This is a genomic window from Oceanicola sp. 22II-s10i (genome assembly GCF_002210105.1).
Lineage (GTDB): Bacteria > Pseudomonadota > Alphaproteobacteria > Rhodobacterales > Rhodobacteraceae > Pseudooceanicola.
Window position 1 is genome coordinate 31,807 of the sequence record NZ_AQQU01000017.1, and the last position, 14,371, is coordinate 46,177.

12 protein-coding genes are annotated in these 14,371 nt (G+C 67.5%); 10 read left to right on the forward strand and 2 right to left on the reverse strand.

What is annotated here, in order from left to right; all coding sequences use genetic code 11:
- Nucleotides 1–30: 30 nt before the first annotated feature.
- The 5 genes from rfbB to ATO6_RS22870 all read left to right on the forward strand — a co-directional run bounded on the left by rfbB (nucleotide 31) and on the right by ATO6_RS22870 (nucleotide 4,638).
- Entirely contained in the window at nucleotides 31–1,107 is a 1,077-nt protein-coding gene (gene rfbB, locus ATO6_RS22850; protein WP_088626297.1) for a dTDP-glucose 4,6-dehydratase, read from the forward strand.
- On the forward strand, nucleotides 1,107–2,015 hold the full coding sequence (gene rfbD, locus ATO6_RS22855; protein WP_088626298.1) for a dTDP-4-dehydrorhamnose reductase: 909 nt from the start codon (nucleotides 1,107–1,109) through the stop codon (nucleotides 2,013–2,015). The genes rfbB and rfbD overlap by 1 nt, the downstream gene beginning before the upstream one ends.
- A 37-nt stretch (nucleotides 2,016–2,052) precedes the next feature.
- Complete coding sequence (gene rfbC / locus ATO6_RS22860) at nucleotides 2,053–2,628, forward strand: dTDP-4-dehydrorhamnose 3,5-epimerase (protein ID WP_088626299.1); 576 nt, start codon at nucleotides 2,053–2,055, stop codon at nucleotides 2,626–2,628.
- Complete coding sequence (gene rfbA, locus ATO6_RS22865; protein WP_088626300.1) at nucleotides 2,625–3,503, forward strand: glucose-1-phosphate thymidylyltransferase RfbA; 879 nt, start codon at nucleotides 2,625–2,627, stop codon at nucleotides 3,501–3,503. The genes rfbC and rfbA overlap by 4 nt, the downstream gene beginning before the upstream one ends.
- A gap of 109 nt (nucleotides 3,504–3,612) precedes the next feature.
- The gene (locus ATO6_RS22870; RefSeq protein ID WP_254919249.1) at nucleotides 3,613–4,638 is read left to right on the forward strand and encodes a glycosyltransferase; all 1,026 of its coding nucleotides are present in this window, start codon (nucleotides 3,613–3,615) and stop codon (nucleotides 4,636–4,638) included.
- A gap of 10 nt (nucleotides 4,639–4,648) precedes the next feature.
- On the opposite strand, the gene ATO6_RS22875 is transcribed toward ATO6_RS22870, so the two are convergent.
- Nucleotides 4,649–5,899 (reverse strand): hypothetical protein, encoded by a 1,251-nt coding sequence (locus tag ATO6_RS22875; protein WP_141102061.1) that lies wholly within the window; start codon nucleotides 5,897–5,899, stop codon nucleotides 4,649–4,651.
- Between the two features lie 193 nt (nucleotides 5,900–6,092).
- On the opposite strand from ATO6_RS22875, the gene ATO6_RS22880 reads away from it, so the two are divergent.
- The 4 genes from ATO6_RS22880 to ATO6_RS22895 are packed head-to-tail and all read left to right on the forward strand — an operon-like array spanning nucleotide 6,093 to nucleotide 11,293.
- Nucleotides 6,093–7,151: a glycosyltransferase gene (locus tag ATO6_RS22880; protein WP_088626303.1), complete on the forward strand. Its 1,059-nt coding sequence runs from the start codon at nucleotides 6,093–6,095 to the stop codon at nucleotides 7,149–7,151.
- Nucleotides 7,144–9,081: a hypothetical protein gene (locus tag ATO6_RS22885; protein WP_088626304.1), complete on the forward strand. Its 1,938-nt coding sequence runs from the start codon at nucleotides 7,144–7,146 to the stop codon at nucleotides 9,079–9,081. The genes ATO6_RS22880 and ATO6_RS22885 overlap by 8 nt, the downstream gene beginning before the upstream one ends.
- A gap of 33 nt (nucleotides 9,082–9,114) precedes the next feature.
- Complete coding sequence (locus ATO6_RS22890) at nucleotides 9,115–10,092, forward strand: hypothetical protein (RefSeq protein ID WP_088626305.1); 978 nt, start codon at nucleotides 9,115–9,117, stop codon at nucleotides 10,090–10,092.
- Nucleotides 10,093–10,129: 37 nt separating this feature from the next.
- Nucleotides 10,130–11,293 carry a nucleotide sugar dehydrogenase gene (locus tag ATO6_RS22895; protein WP_088626308.1) on the forward strand — a complete coding sequence of 388 codons (1,164 nt, stop codon included), beginning with the start codon at nucleotides 10,130–10,132 and terminating at the stop codon, nucleotides 11,291–11,293.
- A gap of 44 nt (nucleotides 11,294–11,337) precedes the next feature.
- Here the strand turns inward: ATO6_RS22895 and ATO6_RS22900 are convergent, their stop codons facing one another.
- The gene (locus ATO6_RS22900; RefSeq protein ID WP_141102062.1) at nucleotides 11,338–13,035 is read right to left on the reverse strand and encodes a hypothetical protein; all 1,698 of its coding nucleotides are present in this window, start codon (nucleotides 13,033–13,035) and stop codon (nucleotides 11,338–11,340) included.
- Between the two features lie 177 nt (nucleotides 13,036–13,212).
- On the opposite strand from ATO6_RS22900, the gene ATO6_RS22905 reads away from it, so the two are divergent.
- Nucleotides 13,213–13,956 (forward strand): glycosyltransferase, encoded by a 744-nt coding sequence (locus ATO6_RS22905; protein WP_088626307.1) that lies wholly within the window; start codon nucleotides 13,213–13,215, stop codon nucleotides 13,954–13,956.
- The last annotated feature ends 415 nt before the right edge of the window (nucleotides 13,957–14,371 follow it).

The window sequence follows — 14,371 nt, forward strand, 5'->3', positions numbered from 1 at the left end:
CAGCTTAGAGGAAGGCGAGAGGATTTACGTATGAAGATTCTAGTTACCGGCGGCGCCGGATTTATCGGATCGGCCGTGGTGCGCCAGGCAATTGCCGCCGGGCACGAGATCGTCAATCTCGACGCGCTGACCTACGCCGCCTGCCTGGAAAACGTGGCCTCGGTCGGCAACAGCCCGGCCTATGCCTTCGAACATGCCGACATCCGCGACCGCGAGGCGCTGGACGCGATCCTGGCCCGGCACCGGCCCGACGCGATCATGCACCTCGCCGCCGAAAGCCACGTGGACCGCTCGATCGACGGCCCCGGCGCCTTCATCGAGACCAACGTGAACGGCACCTACCACCTGCTGGAGGCCGCCCGCGCCTACTGGATGGCCGAGGGACGGCCCGAGGGCTTCCGCTTCCATCACATCTCGACCGACGAGGTCTTCGGCACCCTGGGCGAGACCGGCAAGTTCACCGAAGAGACGCCCTATGCGCCGAACTCGCCCTATTCGGCCTCGAAGGCGGCCAGCGACCACCTGGTGCGGGCCTGGCACGAGACCTACGGCCTGCCGATCGTGATGACGAACTGCTCGAACAATTACGGGCCGTTCCACTTCCCGGAAAAGCTGATCCCGGTGGTGATCCTGAACGCGCTGTCGGGCAAGCCGCTGCCGATCTACGGCAAGGGCGAGAACGTGCGCGACTGGCTCTACGTCGAGGATCACGCCGACGCGCTGCTGACGGTGCTGGAAAAGGGCGAGATCGGGCGCTCCTACAACATCGGCGGCGAGAACGAGGCGCGCAACATCGACCTCGTGCACATGCTCTGCGCCATCCTCGACCGGCTGAAGCCTGCGGCGGAGCCCTATGCCGAGCTGATCACCCATGTCACCGACCGCCCGGGCCACGACGCGCGCTACGCGATCGACCCCACCCGGATCCGCGAGGAACTGGGCTGGCGCCCCTCGGTCACCCTGGAAGAGGGCCTGGAAAAGACCGTGCGCTGGTATCTCGACAACGAAGACTGGTGGCGTCCGCTCCAGGCGCGCGAAGGGGTGGGCCAGCGGCTCGGCACCGCGCCCTCCGCCGTGGCCGAACCGGAAGAGACCGGAGCGTCCTGATGCATTTCGTCGTCTTCGGCCGGACCGGACAGGTCGCCACCGAACTCGCCCGGCAGGCCCCGGCCGCCGGCGTGACCCTGACCCTGATCGACCGGGCCGCCGCCGACCTGTCGGACCCGGCGCAGATCGCCCCCGCGCTGACGCCGCTGGTCGACGGCGCCGACGCCGTCATCAACGCCACCGCCTGGACCGCCGTCGACGCCGCCGAGACCGAGGAAGAGACCGCCCACGCGGTCAACGCCCTCGCGCCCGCCGAGATGGCGCGGATCTGCGCCGCCGCGAAGGGCGGGCAGGGGGTGCCCTTCCTGCATGTCTCGACCGATTACGTCTTCGACGGCACCGGCACCGCCCCCTGGAAGCCGGACGATGCGACCGGCCCGCTGGGGGCCTACGGCCGCACCAAGCTGGCGGGCGAGGAAGGCGTGCGCGCCGCGGGCGGACCCCACGCGATCCTGCGCACCTCCTGGGTGTTCTCGGCCCATGGCGGGAATTTCGTGAAGACCATGCTGCGGGTCGGCGCGACCCGCGACAGCCTGACCGTGGTGGCCGACCAGACCGGCGGTCCGACCGCCGCCGCCGACATCGCCGCGGCCCTGCTGGTGATGGCCCGCGCGATGGCCGGGGGGACCGAGGGCGGCACCTTCCATTTCTCCGGCGCGCCCGACACCCACTGGGCCGGGTTCGCGCGCGAGATCTTCGCCCGCGCCGGGATGACCACGCAGGTGGAGGAGATCACCACCGCGGAGTTCGCGGCGATGCAGAAGACGCCGCCGTCGCACCGGCCGGCCAATTCCCGGATGGACTGCACCACGTTGCAGGACCGTTTCGGCATCGCGCGGCCGGACTGGCGGACAAGCCTCGACGCGGTTCTGGCCGAGCTGAAGGCTGCACCGCCCGCCACGACCTGACCCCTCAGGGCCCGACAGATCAAAAAGGGACAATCGCATGAACATCACCGAAACCGCGCTTCCGGGTGTGCTGCTCCTCGCGCCGAAACGCTTCGGCGACGACCGGGGCTGGTTCATGGAAAGCTGGAACCGCGAGGCCCTGAAGGCCCGGGGCATCGACATCGACTTCGTGCAGGACAACCACTCGATGAGCGCCATGCCCGGCACCGTGCGCGGGCTTCACTACCAATCGCCGCCGCATGCGCAGGACAAGCTGGTGCGGGTGGCGCGCGGCCGGGTGATGGACGTGGCGGTGGATGCCCGGAAGGGCTCGCCGCATTACGGCAAGTGGGTCGGCGCGGAGCTCTCGGCAGAGAACGGCCACCAGCTGCTGATCCCCAAGGGGTTCCTGCACGGCTTCGCCACCCTGAGCCCGGATGTCGAACTGCTCTACAAGTGCTCGGACATCTACGCGCCCGACTGCGACGGCGGGGTGCTGTGGAACGATCCCGACCTCGGCATCGACTGGGGCCTCGATCCGGACGCGCCGGTGGTGCTGTCGGGCAAGGACGAGGCGGCGCCGCGCTTCGCGGACTGGAACAGCCCCTTCACCTACGAGGGAGACGCGGCATGAGCGCGCGCAAGGGCATCATCCTGGCCGGTGGCTCCGGCACCCGGCTCTACCCGATCACGCTCGGCGTGTCGAAGCAGCTGCTGCCGGTCTACGACAAGCCGATGATCTACTACCCGCTCAGCGTGCTGATGCTGGCGGGGATCCGCGAGATCGCGATGATCACCACCCCGCAGGACCGCGCCCAGTTCGAGCGTACGCTCGGCAACGGCAGCCAGTGGGGGATCCGGCTGACCTATATCGAGCAGCCCTCGCCCGACGGGCTGGCGCAGGCCTATATCCTGGCCGAGGATTTCCTCGACGGCGCGCCCTCGGCGATGGTGCTGGGCGACAACATCTTCTTCGGCCACGGGCTGCCGGCGCTGCTGGCCGCCGCCGATGCGGAACCGGAAGGCGGCACCGTCTTCGGCTATCACGTGGCCGATCCCGAACGTTACGGCGTGGTGGCCTTCGACGACGCGGGCAACGCCGCCTCGATCATCGAGAAGCCCGAGGTGCCGCCCTCGAACTACGCGGTCACCGGGCTCTACTTCCTCGATGCCTCCGCCCCGGAACGGGCGCGGCAGGTCAAGCCCTCGCCGCGCGGCGAGCTGGAAATCACCTCGCTGCTCGAGATGTATCTCACCGATGGCCTGCTCAAGGTCCAGCGGATGGGGCGCGGCTATGCCTGGCTCGACACCGGGACCCATGCCAGCCTGCTCGACGCGGGCAATTTCGTGCGCACGCTGGAGCGGCGGCAGGGCATGCAGACCGGCAGCCCCGACGAGATCGCCTATGCGGCGGGCTGGATCGACCGCGCCGCCCTGCTGGAACGTGCGGGGCGCTACGCCAAGAACGAATACGGTCTTTACCTTTACCGTCTCGCACAGGACGGCTGACCCGGCCCGGTCCGGCCGTGCCGCGCGCCATTGAGCCGGGGCCACGGTGCGGATAGGGTGCTGACAGACTTGGCCGATCTCCAGCCAGAAACCGAGCCGCGGAGCCTCGTTGAATACGCATCTCACCCCATTCGGCGCCGCGGCGGACCGCTCCGCCGCTCCGGACCGGACATCCGCAGACGCGGCGGTGCATGTGATGATCCTGATGGCCGTGCACGAAGGCGCGGCCACGCTGGAGGATCAGCTGGAGAGCCTGTCCACGCAGCGCCATCCGAACTGGAGCCTGCTGGTCTCGGTCGACGGGGCCAAGGACGGATCCGACCGGATCATCGACGCCTTTGCCGCGCGGATGGCCCCGCGGGGTCACACGGTGCGCCGGATCGCAGGGCCGCAGGCCGGGTCGGCGCGCAACTTCATGCATCTGACCGCCGCGGCGGCGCAGTATATGACGGACGAAACCTGGCTGGCCTTTTCCGACCAGGACGATGTCTGGCTGCCGGAACGGATCAGCAACGGGCTGGAAACCCTGCTGACCGGCACGGCAGAGACCCCGGCGCTGCATTGCAGCCGGACCTGGATCACCGACGCGCAGCTCGGGAACCGCCGCCTGTCGGTCGCGCGCCCGCGCCAGCCGGGGTTTTCGAATGCGCTGGTTCAGAACATCGTCGCGGGCAACACCATCCTGCTCAATCCCGCGGGCGGCCAGCTGATCTGCGCCGCCGCGCAGGAAACGACCATGGCGGGCAGTTTCCCGGTGGCGCACGACTGGTGGATCTACCAGATCGTCACCGGCTGCGGCGGATGGATCGCGCATGACGACCGGCCCGCGCTGTTCTACCGCCAGCACGATGCCAACGAGGTCGGCGCCAACGACGGGATGCGGGCCAAGCTGCGCCGGATCGGCATGATCCTCGACGGCACCTACCGCGACTGGAACCGGCGCAACATCCAGGTGCTGCGCATCTCGGCCCACCGGTTCCGGCCCGAGCGCCGCGCCATGCTCGAACATTTCGCCGCGGCCCTCGATGCGCCGCTGGCGCGTCGGCTGCGCGGGCTCAGCGATCTCGGCGTCTACCGGCAGGGCAGGCTCAGCGATCTCGCGCTCTGGGTGGCCGCCATCCTGGGGCGCCTCTGAGCTCCGGTTCTCAGGCCGCCGCCGAGGCCAGCAGCCGCATCTCGAGCGCGATCGCCAGCAGGGCGGTGCCGAAGCCCATGTAGGTCGGCGCGAGATCCCCCCCCGCATCGACGAGCGCCTCCTCCCGCCGGAGGGCGAACATGCGCGACAGCCAGTCCCCCTCGCCGCGCTGGAACCGCTCGATTTCGGCCTGCGGCTCCAGTCCCTCGACGGCAAGGTGCCGGTTCGCCTTGTGCCGGTCGGCGGTGACGGTCCGGGCGAAAGCGCCCCAGCGGATCACCGCGGAGGCCCGCTTCAGACCCGAGGTGACGCCGATCTCGTCGGTCACGATCACGTCGCCTGCGCCCGGCTTGCCGCCGGGCTCCAGCCTGAGCCCCGCCGCGGCGAGCCGGTCGAGGTGATCCTGGCTCAGCACCCGGCCGACCCAGTCCATCCAGACCGAGGTCCCGGTCACCCGCACCGGCGCGGCCTTGCCGATGGCGCCCTCGACCAGATCCGCCAATGTCGCGATCCAGTCCGAGACATCGTCCTCCGCGCGTTTCAGCCCGTTGGCGAAGGAATTTCCGGCGGCGATGTGATGCAGCAGCAGAAAGCCCAGGGGCGAGGGGTGCAGGCTGCGGTCCGTGAACAGCCGCCGCAGGCGCGGCAGCTGCGGCTGAAGATTCTGCATCTGGTGCGGCACCGCCCCGGTGCGGGCGCAATCCACGTCGCGCCACTGAAGGTAATGGGGATTGGCGTATTGCCCCTGTTCCAGATAGCGCTGCTCTTCCAGATGGACCACGGCGGTGGCGAGCGAGGTCCAGTCGAACAGCCGCAGGTCGGTTCCGAACATCGCCCGCCATGTCATCAGGTTCTCGACATGGTGGCGGTACATCAGCGCATCGTTGCCCGGCGTGATCAGCTCGTGCCGGATCAGCGAATGCCCGGCGTAGAACCGGCCGCAGGACACCGCCGCCTGCGCCCGGATGGAATTGCCGAACCGGAAATCCGGCAGGATGAAGAAGATCGGCAGGCCGGGGCGGTGCCGTTGCAGGACCGCGTCGAGACTGCCGCGGTGCCAGACCGGCAATCCGCCCTCGCCGACGAAATGGGTGGTGGTGAACAGGCCCGGCAGAATGCCGTGACGATGCGCATGGCGCCAGCGCACCACATGCGAGGGACCGATGACGATCCCCTCGGGGCCCGCGACCGGCATCGCCTGGGCCATGCGGTCCGCCAGACGGGCAAAGCCGCTCTTGAGCCCGGTTCCTCTCGCTGTCATTCCGTCCTGCCGCATTGTTACGCGGAAGATTTAGCATCACGCCATCCCCGAGGCCAAGACTTGGGAACAGCTTTTGTCTCGCTTGCCTCGGGAAGATGTTCATGCGATGGACTATTCGGATATTCGCCCCCCCAGACGCCCGCGCCAGGGCGCCGCGCCCATGTGTTTCGTTACTGAAAAATAAGGTAGAAACGTGAGTTTCGACATCGTTTTCGTATCCAACACCGGACGGGTGGATCGCCCCTATTACGATCCCTCCGTACGCTACCGCGCCTTCAATCCCGCCGAGTTCCTGCGCCGCCGCGGCCGCCGGGTCGCCTTGCTGGCCCAGCAGGTCTTCGAACGCGATCCCGAGCCGTTCGAGACCGCGGGGACCATCGTCTTCCACCGCCCGAACACCACCGAGACGATGCTGCGCTACGTGCTGCGCAACCGGGACCGGCAGCGGCTGATCGCCGATTACGACGACCTGGTCTTCAACGTCGCCGCCGCCGCCGAGACGCCGGCCGTGCTCGACCGCGGCGAGCCGCTGGCCAATGTCGCACGCTCGCTCGCCTCGAATGCCGAGATCGGCACGATGGTCCCCCGGCGCTCGGTCTCGACCGTGCCGCTGGCGCAGCAGGCCGAGGAGCATCTGGGTGGCGCCACCACCGTCATCCACAACGCGCTCGACCCGATCTATCTGGACATTGCCCGCCTGCATGGTGCTGCCGGGCAACGGCAGGATCCGGTGTTCGAACTGGGCTATTTCTCGGGCACCGCCTCGCACAATGCGGATCTGGAGATGATCGCGGGCGAGATCGCGGACTACCTGCGCGAACGGCCCGCCGCGCGGCTTCTGCTGGTCGGTCCGGTCGGCCTGCCGTCCGCGCTGGCGCCCTTCGCCGACCGGGTGGTGCGGGAAAGGGTGCGCCCGTTCCATGCCATGCCGGAGCTCCTCATACGCTGCCGCATGGTGCTGGGCCCGCTGCTGTGGAACCGCTTCACCCAGTGCAAGAGCGGGCTGAAGTTCTTCGAGGCCGCCGTGCTGGGCATCCCGGTCGCGGCCACCCCGATCCCCGACATCGACCGCTTCGACAGCCCGCTGCTGTTCAAGTGCCGCACGCCCGAGGACTGGGCCGCGGCGCTGCGCGCCGACCTGCCCGACGCGGCCACCCGGAGCGAGGCCGCACGGGCCATCGTCGACCTCTGCGGACTGCCGGTGGAGATGGGACGCTGGGAAGCGACCTTCCTGGGGACCGGCAATGACTGAGGACAGACCGTCCTGGAAGCGCCGGGCATTGAACGTGCTCTACTGGGTCGAGCCCTGCCCGATCCGCAACACCTACACCGAACACGTGCATCCGACGCGGATGATCGGGCCGGTCCTGCACCGGCTGGCCGAGGCCGGAAAGATCGACCTGCGCATGTTCTGCAACACCGAGGCAGCCGCACAGATCCGGGCCGAGAACGCCGTCTATGCGCCGCATGTCTGCACGCCGACCGACGCGGAATCCGAAGGGATCACCCGCAACTTCCGTCGCTGGGACGACGACACGATCGCGCAATGGCTCAAGCTGGTGCGCGGCGACGGCAGGATCACGGCGTTCTACCGCGCGATCCTGGAGCGGCTGCATGCCGAGGCGCCGATCGACGTCATCCTGCTGTGGTCAGAGAACGGCGCCGTGCGCAGCTTTGCCGCGGCCGAGGGCATCGGGGTGCTGCATGGCGAGCTCGGCCCGACGCGGGCGCCGTTTCCCGCGACATTCTATTTCGACACCGACGGCACCAACGGCAATGCCGCGATCCGCGCGCAGGTCCGGCACCGGCTCGAGGCCGGGGACGCGGACACCGATCCGCCGGTTGCCGCGCAATCCTGGCTGGCCTGGTGCGAACGGCAGCCGGGCGACGAGACCCGCACCCCCTCGCTGCTGGATATCCCGCTGACCTACCAGCCCGCCGCGGCCGGGCTGCTGCCCGACCGGCCCTATGTCTACATTCCGCTTCAGCTTGCCGACGACCTGAACACGCTGATGCATTCCGGCTTCGACAGCCCGCTGGCGTTTCTGGACGACACGATGCGGATGGTGTCGGACATGGGCTATACCGCCGTGATCAAGGGGCATCCGGGCGCCACCAGCCGCCATTACAACCTGCGGCGCGAGGTCGAGGCGCTCGACCATGCGGCGACGCACTGGCCCGAGGCGGTGATCCTGCCGCGCAGCGCGGCCGCGGCGCTGTCCGTCCATGCCATGGCGCGCGCGCGCTACACGATCACGATCAACAGTTCGGTCGGCTTCGAATCCATGGTGCTCGGGGTGCCGGTGATCGCGCGCGGACAGGCGATCTACGACGGTGGCGGCTGGTTGCAGGAGCGGATCGCGCTGGCCCCGGCCGACGCGCGGCCCGACCACGGCCGCGACCTCGACCGGCTGGTCGCCGCGCATCTCGATCGCATGTTCGTGCCGCAGACCGTCGCGCAGGACACCGATTACCTGCTGCGCCGCCTCCGCGACGCGGCGCAGGGCAACAGCGCCGTGGCGCGGGATATCGACTTCCGCCCCTGGTACCTGACCGGCGACAGCCCGGCCGGGGTCCGTCCCCTCGAGACACCCGGCTTCCCCGCCGGGTCCCCGGCCCTGTCCGGGGCGGCCGCACCGGGTCTGGCCGAGGGCCAGACGCCGTTCCGCGGCTCCGGGCCCGTGCATGGCGAGCAGGTCAGGATCGACGGGGACACGCTGGTGTTTTCCAGCGCCCCGGAAACCCGTTACACGATGGAACCCGCCCTGTTCTTCGGATCGCTGGAACGGATCACGACCCGCGACGGCGGGCAAAGCCTGGAGGGATGGTGCCTCGATCGCCGCAGCGTCTCGCCACCGGCCGCGCTCATCACCCTGGTCGGCGACCGGGTCCATGCACTCCGGCACGACATCGTGTCCCGCCCCGACGTGCAGGCCGCCCATCCCGAGGCGCGGAACGGCGAACAGGCCGGGTTCCGCATCGCGCTGCCGGCCGAGGGCCACGCAAGGCTGCTGATCCTGACCGCGGACGGACGCTGTGGTGCGGTCTCGCAGATCAGCGCCCCGGCGGGCCTGCAATGCCGCCCGGTCCGCAGCCTGGCATCGGGCGGCACGCGGATGCCGGCGGGCGGCACGGGCCCCGGCCGCGGCGGGCGGCTTTCCAAGCTTCTGGGCCGGACCTAGGGTATCCAGGGCACGAACAAGAGGACGACGACGATGGCAAAACCAGAGACGCTTGAACCGGGCAAGGCGCACATGGTGCTGAAGGGCAAGAATGACTGGCTCTTCCTGACCAATGACAGCAACCACGTCATCGACCAGATGACGGGGCAGAGGCCGCTCGCCCCCGAGGATGTCGAGGCGTGGCGCATCACCCTGATGCTGCGCCGGGCCTGGCTCGAATCCATCGGATCCCGCTACATCTTCGCCGTCGCCCCCAACAAGGAGGCGGTGTTCAAGGACCACCTGCCCGATGGTATCCGCCTGAGCGACAACCGCCCGGTGCGCCAGCTGCAATCCGCCGGCATCGACCTGATCTATCGACCCGAGAAGTTCCGCGGCGCCGAGACCTATTCCAAGACCGACACCCACTGGAACGATCTCGGCGGCCAGCGCCAGGCCAAAATGCTGCTGGATGCCTGCCGCCAACAGGGGGTGGAGGTCGGACCGCTCTCGGCGATGGACATAGAGCTCATCTCTCAGAGCCATTACGGCGATCTCGGCCGCAAGCTGACCCCGCCGCAGGAATCCGAGGTGATCCTCAAGCGGGTCAAGTCGCGTCAGGCCAAGGTCGTCTTCAGCACCAAGATCAGCAACACCGGCAGCATCCTGGTGTTCGAGGGCGCGGACAAGTCGCTGCCGCGCGGCATGTTCTTTGCCGATTCCTTCGGCGGCGTCGGATCCGTGTCGGATTTCATCGCCCAGGGGTTCTCGCGCCTCGTCGTGCTCTGGCAGCCGCATTTCGACTTCCGCCTGATCGAGGAGGAAAAGCCGGACATCGTCATCTCGCAGATGGTGGAACGCTTCCTGACCCTGATCCCCAACGATGTCCGTTCCGAAAAGCTGAGCGCGATGAGCGGCTTTGCAGAGAAATGGGCCGAGGCGAAAGCGGCCGAAGCGAAAACGGCCGAGGCGGCGGGGCCCGAAAAGAAGAAGGCGGCGGCCGCGGCACCGAAGCAACCGTCCAAGACATGATGGCCGCCCGCCGGCCAGAGGAGAGCCCGTGTCCGCACTGAACATCGTCGTCGCCGGGATCGGCTATGTCGGTCTGTCGAACGCGGTGCTGCTTGCGCAGCGCAACCGTGTCGTCGCGCTCGACGTGAACCCGGAGCGGGTCGCGGCGCTCAATGCCCGCCGGAGCCCGATCGCCGACCCGGAGATCGAGGCCTACCTCGCCGACAGGCCGCTCGACCTGACCGCCACCACGGATCCCTCCGTGGTGAGCGAGGCCGATTTCGTCATCGTGGCGACCCCGACCAACTACGACCCGCGGAGCAATTTCTTTGACACCTCCTCGGTCGAACAGGTGGTCTCCCAGGTGCTGGCCGCTCCGGGGAACGCCCGGATCGTGATCAAGTCGACGGTCCCGGTCGGGTTCACGCGGGAGCTTTCCGAACGGCTCGGCACCGACCGGATCCTGTTCAGCCCCGAGTTCCTGCGCGAGGGCCGGGCGCTTTACGACAACCTCCACCCCTCGCGCATCGTGGTCGGATCCGACACCGAGCCCGCCCGGCGCTTTGCCGCGCTGCTGCAGGAGGGCGCGCTCGATCCGGATGTGCCGGTGCTGTTCACCGGGCCGGACGAGGCCGAGGCGATCAAGCTCTTCGCCAACACCTACCTTGCCATGCGGGTTGCCTTCTTCAACGAACTGGACAGCTACGCGCTGGCGCATGGCATGGACAGCCGCCAGATCATCGAGGGCATCGGGCTCGATCCGCGGATCGGCGCGCATTACAACAACCCGTCGTTCGGCTACGGCGGCTACTGCCTGCCCAAGGACACCAAGCAGCTGCTGGCGAATTATTCCGCCGTGCCGCAGAACCTGATCCGGGCGATCGTGGACGCCAATTCCACCCGCAAGGATTTCATCGCCGAACAGGTCCTCGCCCGGCGGCCGAAGACGGTGGGGATCTACCGGCTGGTGATGAAGGCCGGGTCCGACAATTTCCGCCAGAGTTCCGTGCAGGGGATCATGAAACGGATCAACGCCAAGGGCGTGCGGATCCTGATCTACGAGCCGGGCATGGCGAAAGAGCCCTATTTCGGCTCTGAAGTGACACACGATCTGGACCGGCTGAAGGCCGAGGCGGACGTGATCATCGCCAATCGCCTGACCGACGAGCTCCGCGAGGTGACCGACCGGGTCTTCACCCGCGATCTTTTCGGGTCAGACTGAGGCCGCCGCGCGCCGGGATGCGCGGCGGGCCATGTCCGCAACGATCAGCTCCCCCGCCAGATGCGCAGATAGGTGGTCTGCCCGCCCTCTATTCGCACCGATCTGTCGGGAACGATCGCCACATGCAGCCGGTCCCCGTCCCGGACATCAATAACCTGCCTTAGAGAGTCTTGACCCTCCGCGGTCCATTCCACCGGCTTTCGGGCAGGGCGGCCCGGTGACGAGAGCACGATCCGCAGCACATGCTTCACCCCGGGGCCAAGCCCGACTCCCGTCTCGACCAGATAGCGTCCCGGTACGCTGCAAACCCAGGCGCCGCTCCGGATATCGAACTCTGACTTCGTGTCCTTCTGCACCGCGTCGAAACGCACCGGCGTCTCCACGCCTTCAGGGATCGGCCCGGCATCTGCCGACCTGAACACCTCCAGGTCGGTCGAAACCGTCTCGAACACGCGGCATCCCGCATGAACATTGCCGTAATTCGTGAGCCGCGCGTCACGGAGACGCGAAATTCCCTCGACGAGATTATCGGCAAGGCCTTCGCCCGCGGCAATCACGATGTTCTTGGCCTGGCCCGGTTCGGCGAGCAGCCCAAGTACCCGATTGTCACGACAGCCCCCCCGGCTGCCTTCGAACCGGACGCAGGCTGTCCCGTAACTCGCACTGGACCGCCCGTCCGGGTCGAGCCCGCGGCTGGTCACGTCACTGACAACGTTGTGCGAGGTTTCTCCAGAGACGGTTCCCGCGAAGATGAGGGTCTGAAAGAACTCATCACGCCCCCAAATACCCTCAAACGTGTTGAATTGAGCCCCGTGAACGAGCTTCAGCGTGGTGACGACCTGTTCGCCCCGGAAATTCCCCCCTGTGGCCCGCGTGCCGAAATGATCGACGACCTCGCCCAGGTTGTAGCCCGAGATATCCGTGATCCGGTGGCCGACACCGCGGGAATTCACCACATCCGACTGGTACACCCCCACGGCGGACAGCGCCGCGCCGCTCTGGTAGAGATCCCTGCCCGAGATCGCGTGGATGGACAGGCCTTCGGACGAAATGCCCTTCCGCCTCATCTCGTCCACGTCGAGCACGGTGATCTGCGCGTTCTTGCGGGTGATGGACCCGCCGAAATCACTTGAATAGTGACTGTTTCTGGCCGTCACATGGCGGATCGTCCCGCCCTTCAGGGTGCCGGTGCGGATCATGATGAACAGGCGGCCCTCGAAATCGATGCCCTCGATCAGCGGACGCGCGCTGTTGAAGACCCGGATCCCGTCGCAGACCTGTCCATCCGCGAGGTCCGAGCGCACCCGGAAATTCCGCAGCACCAGGCCCTCGGCCGGGCGGGCCGGGTCTGGGCCGCCGCTGGCGTCGATCATCAGCGCCCCTGCGGCGGCGCGGTCGGCGGTGATGTCGGTGGTGTACATCCGCGGCAGCAGCGTCGCCCCGTTGCCCTCGAGGCCGGTCCCCTCGGGCAGTTTCAGCATGGCACCGAGGGCATAATCCACGCCCGGCCGCAGGTGCAGCGCCTCGCCACTGCCCGCCAGCGCGTCCAGACCGCGCTGGAGCGTCGCGGACATGTCGGTCAGGCCCGGCCGGTGGTTGGTGCCGAAATCCTCGGCGAAGAGCGGCCCGCGGGCCCTGAGCAGGCCTGGCGCGGCAAACGCGGCGCCGGCCATCAGGCCAAGGACTCCCCTGCGGCTGAGTCTGGCCTTCGGTCCCGTCACGGCCTGTCCGGTATGGATCATTCCCCGTCTCGCTTCCTGCCGAAATTCCGGCCGTCTGTCTCGCCACCTTCACGCACGGCCGCGCCCGGCTCTAGGTCGATATGCGCATATCCGGCCGGCCCTGTCGGCTTGATTCAGATCAACGTGTTGCAGCGCAGACTCTGCGAACCTTCCCGCATCATTTGCAGGGAGCCCTTCATGCTGAACGTTTTCATAGGATACGACCCGCGCGAGGCCATTGCCTATCACGTCTGCGCCAACAGTCTCATCCGGCACGCGACGCAGCCGCTCGCGATCTCGCCGCTCGCGCTGAAGAACCTCGGCGCCTATGCCGAAACCCATACCGACGGCTCGAACCAGTTCATCTACAGCCGGTTCCTCGTGCCGCACCTGATGGGCTACAAGGGCTGGGCGCTGTTCGTGGACGGGGACATGCTGCTGCGCGACGATGTCGCCAAGCTGTTCGCCCTGTGCGACGACTCCAAGGCCGTGATGTGCGTGCACCACGACTACAAGACCAAGCGCGAGGTGAAGTACCTCGGGGCGCAGAACCAGAACTATCCCCGCAAGAACTGGTCGAGCGTCGTGCTGTGGAACTGCGGCCACCCGTCGAACGCCGGTGTCACGCCCGAGTTCGTCATGAACAGCACCGGCGCGCAGCTGCACCGGTTCACCTGGCTCAGGGACGACGAGATCGGCGAGTTGCCGAAGGTGTGGAACTGGCTGCCGGACGAATTCGGCGAGAACCGCCAGGCCAAGCTGCTGCACTGGACGCTGGGCACGCCGTGCTTCCACGAATTCGCCCATGTCCCGATGGCCGAGGAATGGCACCGCGAGAAGCTGCTGACCGATTACAGCCTGCAGCGCGTGGTGGACGGCCCCTTCGAGGGCGAGGCGGGCTATACGGACCCGGCGGAGATGGTGCCCGAACCGGCGGAATGACGGTCGCCGGGCACCCGATGGGGTGTCCGGTGGGCGGTAAAGGCCAAGCATCGGGCGATGCTTGGCCTTTTGCAGCTTCGCCCAGAGCACATGAGCTATCTCGCGACGCTCGTTCAGCGTCCGACCCACGGAAGGGCGCTTCATCATATCATATTGAATTACATGGTTATTTTATCCGTTTATGTATTTCGGGATGGAACTTGCCCGGATGACGATTCCTGTTGCAATCGAGTAGAAATATCGCCGGTTCTGCAGAGTGGACGTGTCACTCCGGGTGCTGTCGCAAGCGCAGCCGGGCAGGGCACAGGCCGCTTCCGCTTCTGTTCAGGGGCGACACTCTAGCTTTGCGGCTGCATATCGTGTTGCAACCAAGTAGAAATGTCACCCGGTCTGCAAAGTAGAAATGTCCCACCTG

Coding starts and splice junctions, on each gene's coding strand:
- rfbB (WP_088626297.1), top strand. CDS start 31: ATGAAGATTCTAGTTACCGGCGGCGCCGGATTTATCGGATCGGCCGTG.
- rfbD (WP_088626298.1), top strand. CDS start 1,107: ATGCATTTCGTCGTCTTCGGCCGGACCGGACAGGTCGCCACCGAACTC.
- rfbC (WP_088626299.1), top strand. CDS start 2,053: ATGAACATCACCGAAACCGCGCTTCCGGGTGTGCTGCTCCTCGCGCCG.
- rfbA (WP_088626300.1), top strand. CDS start 2,625: ATGAGCGCGCGCAAGGGCATCATCCTGGCCGGTGGCTCCGGCACCCGG.
- ATO6_RS22875 (WP_141102061.1), bottom strand. CDS start 5,899: ATGACAGCGAGAGGAACCGGGCTCAAGAGCGGCTTTGCCCGTCTGGCG.
- ATO6_RS22885 (WP_088626304.1), top strand. CDS start 7,144: ATGACTGAGGACAGACCGTCCTGGAAGCGCCGGGCATTGAACGTGCTC.
- ATO6_RS22890 (WP_088626305.1), top strand. CDS start 9,115: ATGGCAAAACCAGAGACGCTTGAACCGGGCAAGGCGCACATGGTGCTG.
- ATO6_RS22900 (WP_141102062.1), bottom strand. CDS start 13,035: ATGATCCATACCGGACAGGCCGTGACGGGACCGAAGGCCAGACTCAGC.
- ATO6_RS22905 (WP_088626307.1), top strand. CDS start 13,213: ATGCTGAACGTTTTCATAGGATACGACCCGCGCGAGGCCATTGCCTAT.